This is a genomic window from Micromonospora sp. NPDC049201, from assembly GCF_055586805.1.
This window is the reverse complement of the sequence record NZ_JBVJHM010000010.1, coordinates 206296-225315: the sequence shown is the minus strand read 5'-3', so window position 1 is coordinate 225315 and position 19020 is coordinate 206296. Positions and strand designations below refer to the sequence as shown.

Annotated in this window: 19 protein-coding genes; 12 read left to right on the top strand and 7 right to left on the bottom strand. The window is 73.1% G+C overall.

The window, feature by feature from the left end; genetic code table 11:
* The first annotated feature begins 141 nt into the window (after nucleotides 1–141).
* The 5 genes from ACZ6O5_RS22745 (at nucleotide 142) to ACZ6O5_RS22725 (ending at nucleotide 3821) form a co-directional block, all read left to right on the top strand.
* Entirely contained in the window at nucleotides 142–639 is a 498-nt protein-coding gene (locus tag ACZ6O5_RS22745; RefSeq protein ID WP_465979850.1) for a polyadenylate-specific 3'-exoribonuclease AS, read from the top strand.
* An 88-nt stretch (nucleotides 640–727) separates the two neighbouring features.
* A complete protein-coding gene (locus ACZ6O5_RS22740; RefSeq protein ID WP_465979849.1) occupies nucleotides 728–1231 on the top strand; it encodes a pyridoxamine 5'-phosphate oxidase family protein in 504 nt (167 codons plus the stop codon).
* A 178-nt stretch (nucleotides 1232–1409) separates the two neighbouring features.
* Complete coding sequence (locus ACZ6O5_RS22735) at nucleotides 1410–2438, top strand: 6-phosphofructokinase (protein WP_281938502.1); 1029 nt, start codon at nucleotides 1410–1412, stop codon at nucleotides 2436–2438.
* A 79-nt stretch (nucleotides 2439–2517) separates the two neighbouring features.
* Nucleotides 2518–3327, top strand: coding sequence for a pyrroline-5-carboxylate reductase (gene proC / locus ACZ6O5_RS22730; RefSeq protein WP_465979848.1), 810 nt, complete (start codon nucleotides 2518–2520; stop codon nucleotides 3325–3327).
* 143 nt (nucleotides 3328–3470) lie between these two features.
* Complete coding sequence (locus ACZ6O5_RS22725) at nucleotides 3471–3821, top strand: DUF2203 domain-containing protein (RefSeq protein WP_281936668.1); 351 nt, start codon at nucleotides 3471–3473, stop codon at nucleotides 3819–3821.
* A gap of 141 nt (nucleotides 3822–3962) precedes the next feature.
* Here the strand turns inward: ACZ6O5_RS22725 and ACZ6O5_RS22720 are convergent, their stop codons facing one another.
* A complete protein-coding gene (locus ACZ6O5_RS22720) occupies nucleotides 3963–4646 on the bottom strand; it encodes an NADPH-dependent F420 reductase (protein WP_465979847.1) in 684 nt (227 codons plus the stop codon).
* 214 nt (nucleotides 4647–4860) lie between these two features.
* Here ACZ6O5_RS22720 and ACZ6O5_RS22715 point away from each other — a divergent pair, with 214 nt between their 5' ends.
* Nucleotides 4861–5667 carry an SGNH/GDSL hydrolase family protein gene (locus ACZ6O5_RS22715; RefSeq protein WP_107159882.1) on the top strand — a complete coding sequence of 269 codons (807 nt, stop codon included), beginning with the start codon at nucleotides 4861–4863 and terminating at the stop codon, nucleotides 5665–5667.
* A gap of 56 nt (nucleotides 5668–5723) precedes the next feature.
* Here the strand turns inward: ACZ6O5_RS22715 and ACZ6O5_RS22710 are convergent, their stop codons facing one another.
* Nucleotides 5724–6212, bottom strand: coding sequence for a glutathione peroxidase (locus ACZ6O5_RS22710; RefSeq protein ID WP_465979846.1), 489 nt, complete (start codon nucleotides 6210–6212; stop codon nucleotides 5724–5726).
* Between the two features lie 144 nt (nucleotides 6213–6356).
* Between ACZ6O5_RS22710 and ACZ6O5_RS22705 the strand changes: the two genes are divergently transcribed.
* Complete coding sequence (locus ACZ6O5_RS22705; protein ID WP_431935534.1) at nucleotides 6357–7997, top strand: glycosyl hydrolase family 18 protein; 1641 nt, start codon at nucleotides 6357–6359, stop codon at nucleotides 7995–7997.
* A gap of 66 nt (nucleotides 7998–8063) precedes the next feature.
* Here the strand turns inward: ACZ6O5_RS22705 and ACZ6O5_RS22700 are convergent, their stop codons facing one another.
* On the bottom strand, nucleotides 8064–9041 hold the full coding sequence (locus ACZ6O5_RS22700) for an AraC-like ligand-binding domain-containing protein (protein ID WP_465979845.1): 978 nt from the start codon (nucleotides 9039–9041) through the stop codon (nucleotides 8064–8066).
* 217 nt (nucleotides 9042–9258) lie between these two features.
* Between ACZ6O5_RS22700 and ACZ6O5_RS22695 the strand changes: the two genes are divergently transcribed.
* From ACZ6O5_RS22695 to ACZ6O5_RS22685, 3 genes are all read left to right on the top strand, one after another.
* Nucleotides 9259–9753: a hypothetical protein gene (locus tag ACZ6O5_RS22695; RefSeq protein ID WP_465979844.1), complete on the top strand. Its 495-nt coding sequence runs from the start codon at nucleotides 9259–9261 to the stop codon at nucleotides 9751–9753.
* A gap of 91 nt (nucleotides 9754–9844) precedes the next feature.
* On the top strand, nucleotides 9845–11251 hold the full coding sequence (locus tag ACZ6O5_RS22690; RefSeq protein WP_465979843.1) for a class II 3-deoxy-7-phosphoheptulonate synthase: 1407 nt from the start codon (nucleotides 9845–9847) through the stop codon (nucleotides 11249–11251).
* A gap of 117 nt (nucleotides 11252–11368) precedes the next feature.
* Complete coding sequence (locus ACZ6O5_RS22685) at nucleotides 11369–12388, top strand: threonine aldolase family protein (protein ID WP_465979842.1); 1020 nt, start codon at nucleotides 11369–11371, stop codon at nucleotides 12386–12388.
* Nucleotides 12389–12527: 139 nt separating this feature from the next.
* Here the strand turns inward: ACZ6O5_RS22685 and ACZ6O5_RS22680 are convergent, their stop codons facing one another.
* Complete coding sequence (locus tag ACZ6O5_RS22680; protein ID WP_465979841.1) at nucleotides 12528–13406, bottom strand: deoxyribonuclease IV; 879 nt, start codon at nucleotides 13404–13406, stop codon at nucleotides 12528–12530.
* Entirely contained in the window at nucleotides 13403–15388 is a 1986-nt protein-coding gene (gene pknB / locus ACZ6O5_RS22675) for a Stk1 family PASTA domain-containing Ser/Thr kinase (protein ID WP_465979840.1), read from the bottom strand. Before pknB ends, ACZ6O5_RS22680 begins: the two co-directional genes overlap by 4 nt.
* Nucleotides 15389–15531: 143 nt before the next feature.
* On the opposite strand from pknB, the gene ACZ6O5_RS22670 reads away from it, so the two are divergent.
* The gene (locus ACZ6O5_RS22670; protein WP_465979839.1) at nucleotides 15532–15912 is read left to right on the top strand and encodes an Rv2175c family DNA-binding protein; all 381 of its coding nucleotides are present in this window, start codon (nucleotides 15532–15534) and stop codon (nucleotides 15910–15912) included.
* A gap of 143 nt (nucleotides 15913–16055) precedes the next feature.
* Here ACZ6O5_RS22670 and ACZ6O5_RS22665 read toward each other — a convergent pair whose 3' ends face one another.
* Nucleotides 16056–17138 carry a polyprenyl synthetase family protein gene (locus tag ACZ6O5_RS22665; protein ID WP_465979838.1) on the bottom strand — a complete coding sequence of 361 codons (1083 nt, stop codon included), beginning with the start codon at nucleotides 17136–17138 and terminating at the stop codon, nucleotides 16056–16058.
* A gap of 9 nt (nucleotides 17139–17147) precedes the next feature.
* The gene (locus ACZ6O5_RS22660; protein WP_465979837.1) at nucleotides 17148–17846 is read right to left on the bottom strand and encodes a helix-turn-helix transcriptional regulator; all 699 of its coding nucleotides are present in this window, start codon (nucleotides 17844–17846) and stop codon (nucleotides 17148–17150) included.
* Between the two features lie 222 nt (nucleotides 17847–18068).
* On the opposite strand from ACZ6O5_RS22660, the gene metF reads away from it, so the two are divergent.
* The gene (gene metF / locus ACZ6O5_RS22655; protein WP_281936646.1) at nucleotides 18069–18986 is read left to right on the top strand and encodes a methylenetetrahydrofolate reductase [NAD(P)H]; all 918 of its coding nucleotides are present in this window, start codon (nucleotides 18069–18071) and stop codon (nucleotides 18984–18986) included.
* The last annotated feature ends 34 nt before the right edge of the window (nucleotides 18987–19020 follow it).

Genomic DNA, 19020 nt, shown 5'->3' with positions numbered 1-19020 from the left:
CAGATCATGACGCGCCGGTAGCGTGCTGTACACCCCCGGAGACACTTCCGTGACCATGGCCGACCGGGTGGCCGGTCCGCGCCGACCTCGGTGGACGCCCCGGCGACGGCCCGGCGGAGCCGATGGGCGAGGATGGGACCGATGGTCTACCGCTACTTCTACGACTGCGAATTCATCGAGGACGGCCGCACCGTCGATCTGGTGTCGATCGGCGTCGTCGACGAGTACGGCCGCGAGTTCTACGCGGTCTCCACCGAGTTCGACGACTCCCGGGCGGTGCCCTGGGTGCGGCGCAACGTGCTGGACAAGCTCCCCTCGCCGGCCGACCGGGCCTGGCGTTCCCGGGAGCGGATCCGGGACGACCTGCACGAGTTCCTGCTGGCCCCGGTGCGGGACCGTCCGGGCGAGCAGTTGGAGCTGTGGGCCTGGTACGCCGCGTACGACCACGTGGTGCTGGCCCAGCTCTGGGGCGCCATGCCGGCGCTGCCCCGGGAGATCCCCCGGTTCACCAAGGAGCTGCGGCAACTCTGGGACGACCGGGGCCGGCCGCGGCTGCCGGAGGCCGAGGCCGGCCGGCACGACGCGCTCGTTGACGCCCGGCACAACCTGGCCCGCTGGCGGGCGATGATCACGCGCTGAGCGCCGGCCCGGTTGGCACGGCAGGTTTGACCCGTTCTGCCCGGGGCACCGGAGGCGGCATCACGCCGATCCGAGACAGGAGTGCCCCATGAGCAACGAACCGACCAGCGCCGCGGACGCCCGGCGCAAGGTCACCGAGCTGATCCGGGACGTCCGGATCTGCCTGCTCACCACCAGCGCCGTCGACGGGCGACTGGTCAGCCGGCCGATGGGCCTCCAGGAGGCCGACTTCGACGGCGACCTGTGGTTCTTCGCGTACGCCGACTCCGCCAAGATCCGGCAGATCCGGGTGAACCCGCAGGTCAATGTCGGCTTCTCCGACCAGAAGCACAACGCCTGGGTGTCGGTGGCCGGCACCGCCACCGAGGAGTGGGACGCCGACCGCGCGAAGGACCTGTGGAACCCGCTGCTCAAGGCATGGTTCCCGGACGGCCTCCAGACGCCGGGGATCACCCTGATCAAGGTGCACGCCGGCTCGGCGGAGTACTGGGACTCGCCCGGCAGCACGGTGGTCAACCTGCTCGGTTTCGCCAAGGCGGCGGTGACCGGGAAGCCGCCGAAGGCGGGGGAGAACCACGAGGTCGGCTACTGACCGGTAGTCGGTCCGGCGGCGGGACGGGCCGGGGCGCGGTGCCGGCGTACACGTGCGCCGACTACAGTTCGCAGTGACGGCCCGCCCCGGGCCGGCAATGGCGCCGATGGTCTGATCCGACACATATCCTGGGGCTTAATCCGGGCTTCACCTGATGCTTCAGGAGGATGAGCAGATCATGCGTATCGGCGTGCTCACCGGCGGCGGCGACTGCCCTGGTCTCAACGCGGTGATTCGGGCGGTGGTCCGCAAGGGCGTCGCCACCTACGGTCACGAGTTCGTGGGCTTCCGGGACGGCTGGAAGGGCCCGCTCGAGGGGCTGACCAAGCCGCTGGGCATCGCGGAGGTCCGCGGCATCCTGCCGCGCGGCGGCACCATCCTCGGCTCGTCCCGCACCAACCCGTTCAAGATCGAGAACGGCGTGGAGCGGATCAAGGAGAACCTGGCCGCGCAGGGCGTGGACGCGCTGGTCGCGATCGGCGGCGAGGACACGCTCGGCGTCGCCACCAAGCTCCACGAGCTGGGCGTCAACGTGGTCGGCGTGCCGAAGACGATCGACAACGACCTGGGCGCCACCGACTACACGTTCGGCTTCGACACCGCGGTCAACATCGCGATGGAGGCGATCGACCGGCTGCACACCACCGCGGAGAGCCACCACCGCACGCTCGTCGTCGAGGTGATGGGCCGGCACGCCGGCTGGATCGCCCTGCACGCCGGCCTCGCCGGTGGCGCCAACGTGATCCTGCTGCCGGAGCGGCAGTTCGACGTCGAGCAGGTCGCCGGCTACGTCGAGAAGCGCTTCCAGCACCAGTACGCCCCGATCGTCGTGGTCGCCGAGGGCGCCCAGCCGCTGGACGGCCAGATGGTGCTGCACAACCAGGAGCTGGACTCCTTCGGCCACGTCCGCCTCGGCGGCATCGGCCAGTGGCTCGCCGAGCAGTTGGAGGCGAAGACCGGCAAGGAGGCCCGCACCGTGGTGCTCGGCCACATCCAGCGCGGCGGCACCCCGACCGCGTTCGACCGGGTGCTCGCCACCCGGCTCGGCCTCCAGGCCATCGACGCGGTGCACGAGGGCGACTGGGGCAAGATGGTCGCGATGCAGAGCACCGACATCGTCCGCGTCCCGCTGGCCGAGGCCACCCGCGAGCTGAAGACCGTGCCGCTGGAGCGCTACGAAGAGGCCGAGGTCTTCTTCGGCAGTTGAGGTGCGAAGGAGGGGCCCCTTGTTAACGCCTCGTGCATAGCAGGGGCCCCTTCTCACAGTCGTCTGACGAGGAGGCGCGGTGGGCGGGAACACGGTCGCGGTGATCGGCGCGGGCAAGATCGGCGAGTTGATGCTCTCCGGGCTGCTGCGCTCCGGCTGGCCGGTGGACCGGCTGCTCGCCACCGCGCGCCGGCCGGCCCGCGCGCAGGAGCTGACCGAGCGCTACGGCGTACGGGTGGTGGACAACCCGACCGCCGTGAACGAGGCCGATGTGCTGGCCGTCTCGGTCAAGCCGCAGGACGCCGCCGCCCTGCTCGACGAGATCGGCCCGAAGGTCCCCGCCGGCAAGCTGGTCATCTCGCTCTGCGCCGGCCTGCCCACCGGCTTCTTCAACCGGCGGCTGCCCGAGGGCACCCCGGTGGTCCGGGTGATGACCAACACCCCGGCGCTCGTCGACCAGGCGATGAGCGCGATCTCGCCCGGCGCGCACGCCACCGCGGCGCACCTGGCGCTGGCCGAGGAGATGTTCTCCCCGCTCGGCGCCACCATCCGGGTGCCCGAGTCGCAGCAGGACGCGGTGACCGCGCTCTCCGGCTCCGGTCCCGCCTATTTCTACCTGCTCGTCGAGGCCATGATCGACGCCGGCATCCTGCTCGGCCTGCCGCGTCAGGTGGCGCACGAGCTGATCGTGCAGACCGCGATCGGCTCCGCGATGATGCTGCGCGACTCCGGCGAACACCCGGTGAAGCTGCGCGAGGCGGTCACCTCGCCGGCCGGCACCACCATCTCCGCGATCCGGGAGCTGGAGAACCACGGCGTACGCGCGGCCATGCTGGCGGCGCTGGAGGCGGCCCGCGACCGCGCCCGCGAACTCGCCGCCCAGGTGTGAGGCCGGGCCCCGCTCAACGTTTCCGGTAGAGGCGGGGCCCCGCTCGACAACTCGCTGTGCGTCGCCTGCTGGTGCTCCCGGGCCGCCGATCGCCTGCAAAGGCTCCAGCGACAGGGGCGGAGCACGTGTCGCATACTGACCCGGTGTTCACTCTCGCCCAGGCGCGACACCTGGTGGCCACCCTGCGTCCCCGCGTCGATGAGCTGATCAGGTTGCGGGCCGATCTCGCCGAGCTGCGGGTCGACCTGGCCGACCACGGCGCCAGCACGCTCGGCGGGCTCGCCGAGGTGAAGGCCATCGAGGCCCGACTGCACGCCGTGGTGGACGAGTTCCACCAGCACGACATCGAGGTCAAGGGCATCGCACCGGTGCTGCTCGACTTCCCGGGTGAGCGCGACGGCCGCGCGGTGCTCTGGTGCTGGCTGGAGGGGGACACCGACGTCCGCTGGTACCACCGGGTGGAGTGCGGCTTCGCTGGCCGCCGCCCGGTCTGAACCGGTCACCGGCGGGCCGGTCTGAACCGGCCACCGGCGGGCCGGTCTGAACCGGCCACCGGCGGGCCGGTCTGAACCGGTCACCGGCGGGCCCGGCGCCGCCCGGCGACCGGGTGTGACCGGCCGCCGGACGGATGTGCGTCAGCCGTCGGCGTAGCGGCGGGCGGCGGCGAGTGCGGCGCGCAACCGCTGCGCGCCGGCCGGCGCCGGCCGCTCCCAGTCGCCGTCGGTGGTGTAGAGACCGGCGTACGCGGTGGTGTCCCGCTGGAACCGCCAGCCCTCGGCGAGCGGCCCGACGTCGACGGCGTCGTAGCCCAGCGAGTCGAGGAACGCGGTGACGGTGGCCTTGGCGGCCTCGTCGTCGCCGGCGATCGGCAGGGCGGTCCGGTCCGCGGCGCCGGCCGGGCGGCCCAGCGCCCGCAGGTGCCCGAAGTAGATGTTGTTGAAGCCCTTGACCACGCGTGACTCCGGCAGGTGCCGCTGGAGCAGTTCGCTGGTGGTGGTCGACTCGTCGTCCAGCTCGGGGACGCTGCCGTCGCGTTCCGGGTAGTAGTTGTTCGTGTCGATCACGATCTTGCCGGCGAGCGGTGCGGCCGGCACCTGGCGGTAGGCCCGCAGCGGGATCGTGACGACCACCAGGTCGCCGGCGGTCGCCGCCTCCTCGGGGGTGGCCGCCCGGGCCCGGGGGCCCAGCTCGGTCACCAGGTCCTGGAGCGTCTCCGGGCCCCGCGAGTTGCTGAGCACCACCTGGTGGCCCGCGTCCACCGCGAGCCGGGCCACGGTGCCGCCGATGTTACCGCTGCCGATCAGTCCCACAGTTGTCATGTCCGGTCCCAACCCGGTCGAGGCCCCACCACATTCCCGACCGCGAAGGTAGGTTGTTCGCCCGGCGGAAACCTTCAGGTTGCTGTCTCGGGCCGGCAACGATTTGTAACGACAAGTCTCTATGGGCAGGTACAGCGAATCGATGATCTTCCCTGTTTAGTGATCTCATTGATATCAATCTCTCACCACCACTTCCCACCCCCAGGAGTGCGACGTGCGGAGATCCCGTCTTGCCACCCTCGCCCTGTCCCTGGCCGCCTCGATCGGGGTCTCGCTGTCCCTGGCCGCCGCGCCCGCCCAGGCGTCCCCGTCCGACCGGTACGTCGCGCTCGGCGACTCGTACGCCTCCGGCGTCGGCGCCGACAGCTACACCTCGGAGAGCGGCAACTGCCTACGCAGCACCAACGCCTACCCGGCGCTCTACAACGCCAACATTCGGCCGGCCTCGTACCGCTCGGTCGCCTGCTCCGGCGCCACCACGGCGGACGTGATCAACGGCCAACTCTCCGCGCTCTCCTCGACCACCACGCTGGTCAGCGTCACGATCGGCGGCAACGACGTCGGCTTCGCCAACATCATGAGCACCTGCGTGCTCCAGGGTGAGACGCAGTGCGTGTCGGCCGTGAACGCGGCCATGAACGTGGCCCGCACCCAGATGCCCGGCCGGCTCGCCAACGTCTACAACGGCATCAAGAGCCGGGCCCCCTCGGCGCGTGTCGTGGTGGTCGGCTACCCGGTCTTCTACCAGCTCGGCACCGTCTGCGTCGGACTCACCGCCACCTCCCGGGCGAAGATCAACGAGGGCATCAACCTGCTCGACGACATCACCCGCACGGCCGCCACCTCCGCCGGCTTCACGTTCGCCGACGTCCGGTCCATTTTCGTCGGGCACCAGCTGTGCAGCTACGGCACCAAGTGGCTGCACGCGTTGAACGTGCTGAACCTGACCATCTCGTACCACCCGACGGCCGCCGGGCAGTCCGGCGGCTACTACCCGGTCTTCCGGTCCGCGGCCGGCTGACCCGCGCACCGCGAGCGGCGTGCCTCCGGCGGGAGGTACGCCGCTGCGGCGTGCGCTCAGGCCGGCAGCACCTTCTCGATCGCCGCCCGCAGCTCGGGGTCGTCGGGCGTGACCTGGGGGGCGAACCGGGCGGCCACCGCGCCGTCCGGCGCGACCAGGAACTTCTCGAAGTTCCAGCGCACGTCGCCGGTGTGCCCCTCGGCGTCCGGCGCGCCCACCAGTTCGGCGTAGAGCGGGTGCCGGTCCGCGCCGTTGACGTCGACCTTCTCCGTGAGCGGGAAGGTCACGCCGTAGTTCACCTGGCAGAACTCCTCGATCTCGGCCGCGCCGCCCGGCTCCTGGCCGGCGAACTGGTTGCACGGCACCCCGAGCACGGTGAGCCCGCGCTGCGCGTACGCGTCGGCGAGCGCCTGGAGGCCCGCGTACTGCGGGGTGAGGCCGCAGTGGGAGGCCACGTTGACCACCAGCAGGGCGCGGCCGCGGTAGCGGTCGAGGTCGGCCGGGCCGCCGGTGAGGGCATCGATCTGCACGTCGAAAACGGTCATGCGACGAGGCTACGGGCCGTCGTCGGTGTCGCCCCGCGCCACCCGTGAAATCGACGCATCTGCATCTTGACGAACTGATGACGGCGTGAGTAGCGTCTCAGCAATCGATTTGGAAAGTTTCCTAACTGTTTGGGGAGACGCCGTATGAAGAGATCGCTCCGCCGGGCCCTCTGGGCCACCGGCGCCGTGGTCGCGCTCGCGGTCGCCGCGGTGCCCATGACCACCGCGTCGGCTGCCGGCAGCGTCACCGCCACGTTCACCAAGGTGCAGGACTGGGGGACCGGTCACGAGGGGCGGGTGACCGTCACCAACGGCACCGGCGCCAGCGTGAACGGCTGGCGCATCGAGTTCGACCTGCCCTCCGGCACCTCGATCAGCAGCTCCTGGGACGCCGACGTGACCCGCACCGGCGACCACTACGTGGCGGTCAACAAGAGCTGGGCCGGGTCGCTCGCGCCCGGGGCCAGCTTCAACTGGGGCTACAACGGCACCGGGGCGTACAAGGGGCCGCTGAACTGCACCGTCAACGGCGGCTCCTGCGCCGGTGGCGGCACCCCGACGACCGCCCCGCCGACCACCACCGCACCGACCACCAAGCCGCCGACGACGACGGCGCCGCCCACCACGCCGCCGCCGACCACGCCGCCCCCCACCACCACGCCGCCGACCGGTGGCAAGAAGGTGGTCGGCTACTTCGCCGAGTGGGGCGTCTACGGCCGCAACTACCACGTCAAGAACATCCACACCAGCGGCTCCGCCGCGAAGCTGACCCACATCCTGTACGCCTTCGGCAACACCACCGGCGGACGGTGCAGCATCGGGGACAGCTACGCCGACTACGACAAGGCGTACACCGCGGCGGACAGCGTCGACGGCGTGGCCGACACCTGGGACCAGCCGCTGCGCGGCAGCTTCAACCAGCTCCGCAAGCTGAAGAAGATGTACCCGAACCTGAAGGTGCTCTGGTCCTTCGGCGGCTGGACCTGGTCGGCCGGCTTCACCCAGGCCGCGCAGAACCCGGCCGCGTTCGCCGACTCCTGCTACTCGCTGGTCAAGGACCCGCGCTGGGCGGACGTCTTCGACGGCATCGACGTCGACTGGGAGTACCCGAACGCCTGCGGCCTCCAGTGCGACGCCAGCGGCCCGAACGCGTTCAAGAACGTGGTCTCGGCGCTGCGGAGCAAGTTCGGCTCCAGCTTCCTGGTCACCGCGGCGATCACCGCCGACGGCAGCAACGGCGGCAAGATCGACGCGACCGACTACGCCGGCGCGGCGACCAACCTCAACTGGCTGATGCCGATGACGTACGACTACTTCGGCGCGTTCAACGCACAGGGGCCGACCGCCCCGCACTCCCCGCTCTACTCCTACAGCGGCATCCCGCAGCAGGGCTTCTGGTCCGACGCGGCCATCCAGAAGCTCAAGTCCAAGGGCGTGCCGGCCAACAAGCTGCTGCTCGGCATCGGCTTCTACGGACGCGGCTGGACCGGCGTGACCCAGACCGCACCCGGCGGCACCGCCACCGGCGCGGCCCCGGGCACCTACGAGGCCGGCATCGAGGACTACAAGGTCCTCAAGAACACCTGCCCGGCCACGGCCACGGTCGGCGGCACGGCGTACGCCAAGTGCGGCAGCAACTGGTGGAGCTACGACACCCCGGCCACCATCGGCGGGAAGATGAGCTACGCCAACACCCAGGGCCTCGGTGGCGCCTTCTTCTGGGAGCTCTCCGGAGACACCAGCAACGGTGAGCTGATCGGCGCCATCAAGGGCGGTCTCGGCTGAGCCGAGGGCCGACGCACCACCCACCCGGCGGGGAGGGGCCGCACCAGCCCCTCCCCGCCCGCGTGGTCAACCCCGGGCGGCCCGTTGCCGGTGCTCGCCCGGGGACCACCCGTAGGCGCTCCGGAACACGCGGCTGAAGTGCGCCGGGTGCGTGAACCCGCACCGGGCGCCGATCTGCGCGACGGTCAGCCGCCGCAGCGCCGGGTCGGCCAGGTCCCGGGCCGCCCGCTCCAGCCGGCCGGCGCGGATCAGGCCACCGACCGTCGTACCGGTGCCCTCGAAGAGCCGGTGCAGCGACCGCAACGACAGGTGGTGCGCCGCCGCGACGGCGGCCGGGGAGAGCCCCGGATCGGTCAGGTGCCGCCGGACGAACGCCGCCACCCGCACCCGGAGCCCGGTGACCCGGGTGTCGACAGGCAGCTCCCGCGTGACGTCCAGCCGCCCGGCCAGGGCGCCGGCGATCAGGTCCAGCGCGATCCGGTCGAGGTGCGGGACGTCGGCCGTCGCGTACTGCTCCGGATGCGCGACGATCCGCCGCAGGAACGCGGCGAGCAGCGCGCCCATCCCGGTGCGCGCCGGGATCCCGGCGGCGAACAGCTCCGCCAGCCGGTGCGGGGCCACCGGCAACGCCCGGTGCGGCACCAGGACGGTCAACGTCTCCACCGCCGCCGACGGCGTCGCGCCGTCCGCCCGCAACCGGGAGCCGTGTGGTCGGACGGTGTCGACGAGGGTGAACGCCGACGGGTCGAGCGGCGCCTCGCGGCGCTGCTGGGTCACCACCCCGCGCCCGGACAACGGCAGGGCGAGGTGGTACAGCTCCGGATCGCCGCTGTCGATCATGCGCGCGGAGCGGATGAGTTCCAGGGGCGGGTAACGCCACACGCCGAGGCGGAGCGTGCCGAGATCGAGCACGCGGGCCGAGGCGGTGAAGTCGTCCGTGTACGCGCTCCGGATCGTGGCCGTCGTCGACTGCCGCGCGACGAGGTCCTGCCAGAAGTCGAACCGTTCGGCCGGGGGCAGCCACGCGGTGTCGACGGATGTCACGGTGAGGATGGTTCGTCACCTCCGGGAAGCGCGGTCCGGGGCCGCCGCGCCACCCGAGACTAGTGACCGTCCGGCCGGGTCGGGGCCGGCAGGCGCGCCGCCTGGCCGAACGGGGTGATCGAGGCGAGGATGGGGGAGGCCGGCGACCGGCGCGGGTCGGTGTGACACACTCGCCGGCCGGGCACGTCACGGTGCCCCGGCGCCGATGGGAGGATCGATGGGTCAGCAGCACCGGAGGGTGGTGACCGCCGCCGTCGCGCTCGCGCTCCTGCCGGTCGCGCTGACCGCCTGCGGCGACGACAAGAGCGCCGGGAGCGCCGAGGGTTCCGCGTCCGCGACCCAGCAGGCGCCGGCGCAGGAGGCGGCCACCAAGAGCCGGGAGCGGGTGCAGGCGTACCTCGAGGCGCTGGCCGCCCGCGACGTCGCCGCCGGCCGCAGCCAGCTCTGCGCCCCGCTCCAGGCCGCTTTCGACACGGCCGCCACCGGGCCCAACGGCGACTTCGCCGACCATTTCACGGTGTCGCGGGCCACCATCACCGACGTCCGGACCGGGCCGCGTGGCCAGGAGGTGAGCGCCTCGATCACGGTCGCCGCCGGCTCCGAGACGGCCACCCGCGCGCTGCTGTTCACGGTCACCCGCACCGGCGCGGACTGGTGCATCGCCGGCGAGGCACAGGGCGGCAACTCCGCCCAGCCGGCCGGCACACCCTGACCCGGGGCGCCGGCTGGCGTGGATCTCCCACGCACCGGAACCGTCCCCCTCGGGGTGGAGCGTCCCCGGCGGTCGCCGTACGCTTCCCTTCATGCGCCATGAGTGGCATCAGCTGAGTCACCCCGCCGTGGGCAGCACTGGTCTGCAGACCAGCCGCCCGACCGCCGACTCCGCCGAGGACGTGGCCCTCGGCCTCGACCGCTGGCGGGAGTTGCCGCGCGCGCAGACCCCGCCGTGGAACGATCCCGCGCAGGTCGCCGAGGTCTGCACCGTGCTCGACACGGTGCCGTCCGTGGTCGCGCCCTACGAGGTCGACCAGCTGCGGCGGCGACTGGCCATGGTCTGCGAGGGCAAGGCGTTCCTGCTCCAGGGCGGCGACTGCGCGGAGACGTTCGCCGACAACACCGAGAGCCACCTGCTGGCCAACGCCCGCACCCTGCTCCAGATGGCGATCGTGCTCACCTACGGCGCGTCGCTGCCGGTGATCAAGGTGGCCCGGGTCGCCGGGCAGTACACCAAGCCCCGGTCGCTGCCCACCGACGCGCGAGGCCTGCCCGCCTACCGTGGCGACATGATCAACTCGCTGGAGGCCACGCCGGAGGCGCGGGTCGCCGACCCGCAGCGCATGATCCGGGCGTACGCGAACTCGGCCGCCGCGATGAACATGATGCGGGCCTACCTGGCCGGCGGGCTGGCCGACCTGCACGCGGTGCACGACTGGAACAAGGACTTCGTCCGGCAGTCCCCGGCCGGTGAGCGCTACGAGGCGATCGCCCGGGAGATCGACCGCGCCATCGCCTTCATCCGGGCCTGCGGGATGACCGACGAGGAGGCCCTGCGCACGGTCACGCTCTACTGCTCCCACGAGGCGCTCGCGCTGGAGTACGACCGGGCCCTCACCCGGATCTCCGACCGCCGGGCGTACGGCCTGTCCGGGCACTTCCTCTGGATCGGCGAGCGGACCCGGCAGATCGACGGGGCGCACATCGACTTCATCTCCCGGATCGCCAACCCGATCGGCGTCAAGCTCGGCCCCACCACCACGCCGGACGAGGCGATCGAGCTGTGCGAGAAGCTCAACCCGGACAATGTCCCCGGCCGGCTCACGCTGATCAGCCGGATGGGCAACCACCGGGTCCGGGACGCCCTGCCGCCGATCGTCGCCAAGGTCACCGCGACCGGCGCGAAGGTGGTCTGGCAGTGCGACCCGATGCACGGCAACACGCACGAGTCCTCCAACGGCTACAAGACCCGGCACTTCGACCGGATCGTCGACGAGGTGCTCGGCTACTTCGAGGTGCACCGCGGTCTGGAGACCCACCCGGGCGGTCTGCACGTCGAGCTGACCGGTGAGGACGTCACCGAGTGCCTGGGCGGTGCCCAGGGCATCGAGGACCTCGACCTGCCCGACCGGTACGAGACCGCCTGCGACCCGCGCCTGAACACCCAGCAGTCGCTGGAGCTGGCGTTCCTGGTGGCGGAGATGCTCCGTGGCTGACGCGAGGAGTGAGCTTGCGAGCCCCGCAGTCGGCAGCCGAAGGGATGACAGTGGCTGACGCGAGGAGTGAGCTTGCGAGCCCCGCAGTCGGCAGCCGAAGGGAATACCGTGGATAGTGTGATCGATCTTCGGACGGACACCGTGACCCGGCCGACGCCGGCGATGCGGGAGGCGATGGCCACTGCCGAGGTGGGCGACGACGTCTACGGCGAGGACCCGACCGTCACCGCGCTCGAGGCCGAGGTGGCCGCCCGGTTCGGGCACGAGGCGGCGCTGTTCGCCCCGAGCGGCTCGATGGCCAACCAGCTCGCGCTCCAGCTTCTCGTTCCTCCCGGTGACGAGCTGCTCTGCGACGCCGACGCCCACGTGGTCACGTACGAGGTCGGCGCCGCCGCCGCGTACGCCGGAATCTCCACCCGGACCTGGCCGGCGGTCGGCGCGGAGCTGGACCCCGACGTGGTCGTCGGGATGATCCGGCCGGACGGCTACTTCGCGGTGCCGACCCGGGCGATCGCGGTCGAGCAGACCCACAACCGGGGCGGCGGCGGGGTGATCCCGCTGTCGACGCTGCGCCGGATGCGCGAGGTCGCCGACGAGCACGGGGTGGCGCTGCACTGCGACGGCGCCCGGATCTGGCACGCGCACGTGGCCGACGGGGTGCCGCTGGCCGAGTACGGCGTGCTGTTCGACACGCTGTCGGTGTGTCTCTCCAAGGGGCTGGGCGCGCCGGTCGGCTCGCTGGTGGTGGGCAGCGCCGAGAAGATCGCCCGGGCCCGGTTCCTGCGCAAGCGGATGGGCGGCGGCATGCGGCAGGTCGGCGTCCTCGCCGCCGCCGGCCGGTACGCGCTGGCGCACCACGTCGAGCGGCTCGCCGACGATCACGCCAAGGCCGCCCGGCTGGCCGAGGCGGTCGCCCCGCACGGCGTGCTCGCGGCCGGGGTGCGGACCAACATCGTGCCGCTGGACCTCACCAAGCATCCGCTCGACGCGCACGCCCTCGCGGCCGCCGCCCGGGCGGAGGGCCTGTTGATCTCGGTGCTCGGCCCGCGTACCGCCCGGCTGGTCACCCACCTGGACGTCACCGACGCCCAGGTCGACCGCGCCGCCGAGATCCTGACCGCCGCCCTGCGCGCCTGACGGTCGTCAGGCACGCCTGGCCGGCACTCCGCGCCGCCTCGGTGATCAAGGAGTTCGGGTCGGTTCCGGCGCGGACCGGGACGCAAACTCCTTGATCAACCGGGCGGGCCTGGCTGGCGGCGGGTGTTTTTCTTCCCGGTCAGGGGTGCAGGCGCCTGAGGGTGGCGATGTCGGCGGCGTGGCCGACGTGCTTCTCCGTGGGCGTCTCCACGAGCACCGGCACGCCGGCGGTCGCCGGATGGCGCATCAGCTCGGCGAACGCCGGCTCGCCGATGCTGCCCTTGCCGATGTTCTCGTGCCGGTCCCGGGTGGAGCCGCACAGGTCCTTCGAGTCGTTGGCGTGCACCAGCCGCAGCCGGTCGGCGCCCACCGTGGCGACCAGTGTGTCCAGCGTGGCGGTCATGCCGCCCTCGGCGGCCAGGTCGTGCCCGGCGGCCCAGGCGTGACAGGTGTCGAAGCAGACCCCGAGCATCGGATGCCGGTCCACCGCGTCCAGGTAGGGGCCGAGGTGCTCGACCCGGGAGGCCAGCGACCGGCCGCCCCCGGCGCTCGGCTCGACCAGCAGCGTCGGCCCGCCGACGGCCGCGGTCTCGTCCAGCAACGGGAGCAGCGACTCCCGGACCTGCCGCAGCGCCGCCTCCGCGTGCCCGGCGTCGACCGAGCTGCCCGCGTGGAACACCACGCCCTCAGCACCGATGGCCCGGCCCCGGCGCAGCGCGTGGGCCAACGTCTCGGCCGACCGGGCGACCGTCGCCGGGGTGGGGGAGCCGAGGTTGACCAGCAGCGAGGCGTGGATGAACACCGGCAGGCCACGCTCGCCGCAGCCGTCGCGGAACAACGCGTCCTGCGCCGGGTCGCCCGCCGGCAACGCCCAGCCCCGCGAGTTGGAGACGTAGACCTGCACCACCTCGGACGCGGTGGCCTCGGCGTACGGCAGCGCCGCCCGCGCCAGCCCACCCGAGGTGGGCGTGTGCGAGCCCACCCGCCGACGCCCGCCGGTCGCCTCCGCCGGGCTCACAGGCAGGTCACCGTGACCGTGGTGCCCGGTGGCACCGGCGTGTTCTCGGCCGGGTTCTGCAACCGGGCGATGCCGTTCGGGTTGAGCTGGACATTGACCGGGAAGCCCTGGCTCTCCAGCGTCTGCTTGGCCTGCTGGCAGGGCATGTCGATGACGCGGGGGACGGCCACCTGGGGCGGGCCCTTGCTGATCTCCAGCTTGACCTTCGCGCCCTTCTCCACGCCGGTGCCGTCGGCCGGACTCTGGCCGAGGATCTCGTCCTTCGGCTTGTCGGAGTCCTTGTAGTTCTCCTCCGCCGTCAGCCCGAGCTTCCCGAGGATGCCCCGGGCCTCGTTGATGTTCTTGCCGACCAGGTTGGGCACGGTCACCGGGGCGCGGCCCTTGCTGAGGATCAGCGTCACCTTCGACCCGGGCTTGACCACGGTGCCCACCTTGGGGTCGGTGGCCAGCACCACCCCGGCCGGCAACGCGTCGTCGTAGCGGGAGGCGCCCTTGGCCGGGGCCAGCTTGGCGTCGGTCAGCTCGGTCTGGGCGAGTTCGAAGTCCTTGCCCACCACGTCCGGCACCGGCAGTCGCTCCGGGCCCAGGGACAGCGTCAGTGTGATGGTGCCGCCCTTGACGATCCGGGCGGCCGAGCCCGGCGCCTGCCCGAGCACGGTGTCCTTGGGCACCTTCTCGTCGTAGCGGGCGTCGGCGTAGCGCAGCGTGAAGCCGCCGCGCTGGGCCTGCGCCTCCGCCTCGGCCTTGGTCAGGCTCACCAGTTGCGGCGCGACCGTGTACCGGCCCACCCCGAACCACCAGCCGCCCCCCGCGGCCACCAGGCCGAGCACCACGACCACCGCGGCGACCGCCAGCCGACCGCGCGGCGAGCCCATGATCCGGGTACGCAGGGCGGCCAGCCGTTCACCCGGCCCCGCCGGCTCGTCGGCGCGCCGCCGGTGCGGCTGCTGTGCGCCGCCCCCCTCCGGCAGCCGGGCCCAGGCCGGCCGCTCGGCCGGGCGGACGGCGGCCACCACCTGGGTCGGCTGGCTCAACACGGCGGTGTCGTCGCTGAGCTGGCGCAGCACCGCGGTGTGCGCGTGCGGGTCGCCCAGCTCCTCGCGTGCGGACCGGACCTCGGTCAGCAGCGCCCCGGCGTCGGCCGGGCGGGCCGCCGGGTCCCGTCGGGTGGCCCGGGCGACGAGCGCGTCGAGGGCCGGCGGCAGCGCCGGGACCAGGGTCGACGGCGCCGGCACGTCCCGGTCGACGTGCTGCCAGGCGACCTCCACCGGACGGTCGCCGTCGTAGGGCACTCGGCCGGTGAGCATCTCGAACAGCACGATGCCGGCCGAGTAGACGTCGGTGCGCGGATCGGCGTGCCCCTGGGTGACCAGCTCCGGCGCCACGTAGGCCACGGTCGCCATGAGCTGGTTGCCGTTGTCCTCCTCGGCGCTGGCCTCGACGGCCCGCGCCAGCCCGAAGTCCGCCACCTTGACCACGCTGTCGACGAGGTTGCCGCCGGCGCCGGTGGGCGCCTCGGCGACCAGGACGTTCTCCGGCTTGACGTCGCGGTGCACGAGACCGGCCCGGTGGGCGGCGGCGATCGCGGCGAGCATCTGCTCGGCGATGGCGAGCGCCTCGTCCGGGCGGAGCCGCCGCCGCTCGGCGAGCACGTCGCGCAGCGTGCGGCCACGGACGTACTCCATGACCAGGTACGGCAGGCCGGCGTGGATGCCCTGGTCGTAGACCGCGACCACGTTCGGGTGGGTGAGCCGGGCGATGGTCTTCGCCTCGTCGGTGAAGCGCTCGACGAAGCCGGCCATCCGGGCCCGCGCCTGCGGCGCCTGGGTGGGATGAATGATCTTGACCGCCACGGTGCGCTCGAGGCGCTCGTCGGTGGCGGTGTACACGGTCGCCATGCCGCCACGAGCCACGCGACCGCGAATGCGGTAGCGCCCGTCGATCAGCGAGCCCAGCAACGTGTCGGCGACCTGTGTGTCCATCGGCAGGCAGTCTATGTGTCGGGAGGGTGAAGGTTGAACAGGATGCTACCGCCGGGGTACGACGCGGGTGGACCGCCACACGCCACGGGCCGGTCCGGGGGTGCCGTGCGCCGGGTGCGTCGGGCACGTGGCAGGGTGTTCTGGTGACCGATTCCGTACCCGCCGAGACCGGTGCCGACCTGCCCGGACCGACCGACCCGGCCGGCTGGCTGACGCTGCCGGACGTGGCCGAGCGCCTCGACCTGCCGATCAGCAAGGTGCACCAGATGATCCGGGACCGGGAACTGCTCGCGGTACGCCGCGACGGCGTCCGCCGGATCCCGGCCGACCTGGTGGCCAACCAGATCGTGCTCAAGCACCTGCCTGGCGTGCTCAACCTGCTCGCCGACGCCGGGTACGACGACGAGGAGGCGCTGCGCTGGCTCTACCGGGAGGACCCGTCCCTCCCCGGCACGCCCGCCGCCGCCCTCTCCGGCGACCTGGCCCGCGAGGTCAAGCGCCGAGCCCAAGCCGTCGCCTTCTAACCCACCCCCCGCCCCCTCATCCACCCACCCCACCCCACCCACCGGCCCCGCAGATTCCCGGAAAGCGTGCCCATTTCGCGCTCGACAGCCACGCTTTCCGGGAATCTGCGCGGATCTTGGGTGGGGGTGACGGAGGGGGCGGGTCAGTCGGCGCGGCGGGTGGCGGCGATGGCCAGGTCGACCAGGGCCTGGCGGGCCTCGGTGTCCAGGTCGACGGCGGTCAGCGCGGCCAGCGCGCTCTCGGTCAGCGTGGCGATCCGGCGCTCGGTGCGCTCCAGCGCGCCGCTCGTGGTGATCAGCTCGCGGAGCCGGGTCACCCCGGCGGCGTCCAGACCCGGCTCGCCGAGCCCGGCCAGCAACAGCTCCCGGCCGGCCGGGTCGAGCGTCTCCAGCGCGGCCGCCACCAGGTACGTCCGCTTGCCCTCGCGCAGGTCGTCGCCGGCCGGCTTGCCGGTGCGCTCCGGGTCGCCGAACACCCCCAGCACGTCGTCGCGGAGCTGGAACGCCTCACCCAGCGGCAACCCGTACGCCGAATAGGCCGCGTGCACCTCGGCCGGGGCGTTGGCCAGCGCGGCGCCCAGCAGCAGCGGACGCTCGACGGTGTACTTCGCCGACTTGTACCGGGCCACCTTGCCGGCCCGCTCCAGCGAGGTGTCGCCGGTGGCCTGGGTCAGCACGTCCAGGTACTGCCCGACGGTCACCTCGGTGCGCATCTCGTCGAAGACCGGCCGGGCCCGCGCCACCGTCGCCGGCGGCAGGCCGGCGGAGTGCAGCAACTCGTCGGACCAGACCAGGCAGAGGTCGCCCAGCAGGATCGCGGCGGCGTCGCCGAAGGAGTCGGCGTCGCCGCCCCAGCCCGCCGCGCGGTGCCGGGCGGCGAACCGCCGGTGCACCGCCGGCTCCCCCCGCCGGGTGTCCGACCGATCCATCAGGTCGTCGTGGATCAGTGCGCTGGCCTGGACGAACTCCAGCGCGGCCAGGGTGGCGACGACCTGGTCGGAGTCGACCCCGCCGGCCCCCCGGAAGCCCCAGTAGCCGAACGCCGGGCGCAGCCGCTTCCCGCCACCCAGCACAAATGCCTCGATCGCCTCGGCGACCGGAAGCAGACCGTCGTCGACGGTGGTCAGCCAGGCGCGCTGGCCGGCGAGGAACTCGGTGAGCGCCTTGTCGATCCGCTGGCGCAGGCCGGCGCGGTCGACGGGGGAGACGGGAGCAGCGTGGGTCACGCCACGACGCTAGTCGGTTCCCGCCGGACCCGTCTCGTCGCCGCCCCGGCGCGCCGTCCGGCGCGGGACGGCCCGTGCCCGCCCCGACCCGGGCCCGCCCGGCTGCGGGGGTCGGCCGGTACGGGCGGGGGGACGCGGGCGACCCCGGCGGGCGCCGGAGTGCCGACCCGGGCGACCGGCGGCCCGGGCGCCGCCACGCGCCCGCGCGGGCCGACCGGCCGCATCGGCGGTATCGGCCGCACCGGCCGCACCGGCGGGTTCGGGCGGGGGACCGGCGGCCGGGTTGCCGGTTCGGGTCGGGGCGGGCCGACCGTTCGCATCTGTCACCTCAGTCGCACCGGTGGGTCCGGTGGGTCCGGCGGCCGGCTCGGGCCGGTGAACGGAGGTGTCGGTCGCACCGGTGGAGCCGGTGGCCGGCTCGGGCCGGCGACCGGCCGGCCCGCGGCGGAGTCGGCGGCTGCGGGCCGCGGCCTCGGTGATCAGCTCGCCCGGGACGCCGAGGACCCGGGCCAGCCAGACGGACCAGAAGTCGCCGGGGAGCCGGAGTTGGCGCTCCCACCGGGACACCTCGTGCCGGGTGAGCGTGGGCACGCCGGCGGCGGCGCACAGCTCGGCGGCGATCCGCTGCTGGCTCCAGCCGCGGGCGGCCCGCAACTCGGCCAGGAGCGGCCCGAGCTGGCGGGGGCCGGACGGCGGGGACGGGGACATCGGGACCTCCGGGGCGACGGCGCGGTGGCGACGCGGACGCCCGGCCGTGCCGCGCCGGCGCGTCGCCGTCGGGACGACCCCCGCGCGGGCCCCCGGGCCGGCCACCCGCCGCCCCACCGCGCTGCCGTCGTTCCTACTCCGGGGGTGCGACGTTCCGGATCGACCCGTTCGTGGACTGGGAAGGTTCTCGGCACAGCGGGCCGGTCCGGCTACAGTCGGTCCGTGGCGCTCGGTCTACCCTCGGTCCTCCCCAACCCCCAGCCGGCCATCGGGGAGCTGATCCGTGACGGCCAACCGACCTTCTCGTTCGAGTTCTTCCCACCGAAGACCGACGCCGGGGAGAAGCTGCTCTGGCAGGCGATCCGCGAGCTGGAGTCGCTGCGTCCCTCGTTCGTCTCGATCACCTACGGCGCCGGCGGCTCGACCCGGGACACCACGGTCGCGGTGACCGAACGGATCGCCACCGAGACCACGCTGCTGCCGATGGCGCACCTCACCGCCGTCAACCACTCGACCGCCGAGTTGCGCCACGTGATCGGTCGGCTGGCGTCGGTCGGGGTGCGCAACGTGCTCGCCGTGCGGGGCGACCCGCCGGGCGACCCGGGTGGCGAGTGGATCGCGCACCCCGAGGGCGTCCGGTACGCCGAGGACCTGGTCCGCGTGGTCCGCGACAGCGGTGACTTCAGCGTCGGCGTGGCCGCCTTCCCGTACAAGCACCCGCGCTCGCCGGACGTGGACAGCGACACCGCGCACTTCGTCCGCAAGTGCCGGGCCGGCGCCGAGTTCGCCATCACCCAGATGTTCTTCGACGCCGACGACTACCTGCGGCTGCGCGACCGGGTCGCCGCCGCCGGCTGCGACACCCCGATCCTCGCCGGGGTGATGCCGGTGACCCAGATCGGCACCATCGCGCGTTCGGTGCAGCTCTCCGGCGCGCCGTTCCCGCCGGCGCTGGCCGAGCGGTTCGAGCGGGTCGCCGACGACCCCGAGGCGGTCCGCCGGCTCGGCGTCGAGCAGGCCGGGGAGATGTGCGGGAAGCTTTTGGACGAGGGCGTGCCGGGGATCCACTTCATCACGCTCAACCGGTCCACCGCGACCCGCGAGGTGTGGCAGCGGCTGCGGGCCGACGCTCGGGTGTGACGACCACCCGCCACACACGACACCCGGGCCACCC

Coding starts and splice junctions, on each gene's coding strand:
- ACZ6O5_RS22745 (WP_465979850.1), top strand. CDS start 142: ATGGTCTACCGCTACTTCTACGACTGCGAATTCATCGAGGACGGCCGC.
- ACZ6O5_RS22740 (WP_465979849.1), top strand. CDS start 728: ATGAGCAACGAACCGACCAGCGCCGCGGACGCCCGGCGCAAGGTCACC.
- ACZ6O5_RS22735 (WP_281938502.1), top strand. CDS start 1,410: ATGCGTATCGGCGTGCTCACCGGCGGCGGCGACTGCCCTGGTCTCAAC.
- ACZ6O5_RS22720 (WP_465979847.1), bottom strand. CDS start 4,646: ATGACAACTGTGGGACTGATCGGCAGCGGTAACATCGGCGGCACCGTG.
- ACZ6O5_RS22710 (WP_465979846.1), bottom strand. CDS start 6,212: ATGACCGTTTTCGACGTGCAGATCGATGCCCTCACCGGCGGCCCGGCC.
- ACZ6O5_RS22705 (WP_431935534.1), top strand. CDS start 6,357: ATGAAGAGATCGCTCCGCCGGGCCCTCTGGGCCACCGGCGCCGTGGTC.
- ACZ6O5_RS22695 (WP_465979844.1), top strand. CDS start 9,259: ATGGGTCAGCAGCACCGGAGGGTGGTGACCGCCGCCGTCGCGCTCGCG.
- ACZ6O5_RS22690 (WP_465979843.1), top strand. CDS start 9,845: ATGCGCCATGAGTGGCATCAGCTGAGTCACCCCGCCGTGGGCAGCACT.
- pknB (WP_465979840.1), bottom strand. CDS start 15,388: ATGGACACACAGGTCGCCGACACGTTGCTGGGCTCGCTGATCGACGGG.
- ACZ6O5_RS22660 (WP_465979837.1), bottom strand. CDS start 17,846: ATGTCCCCGTCCCCGCCGTCCGGCCCCCGCCAGCTCGGGCCGCTCCTG.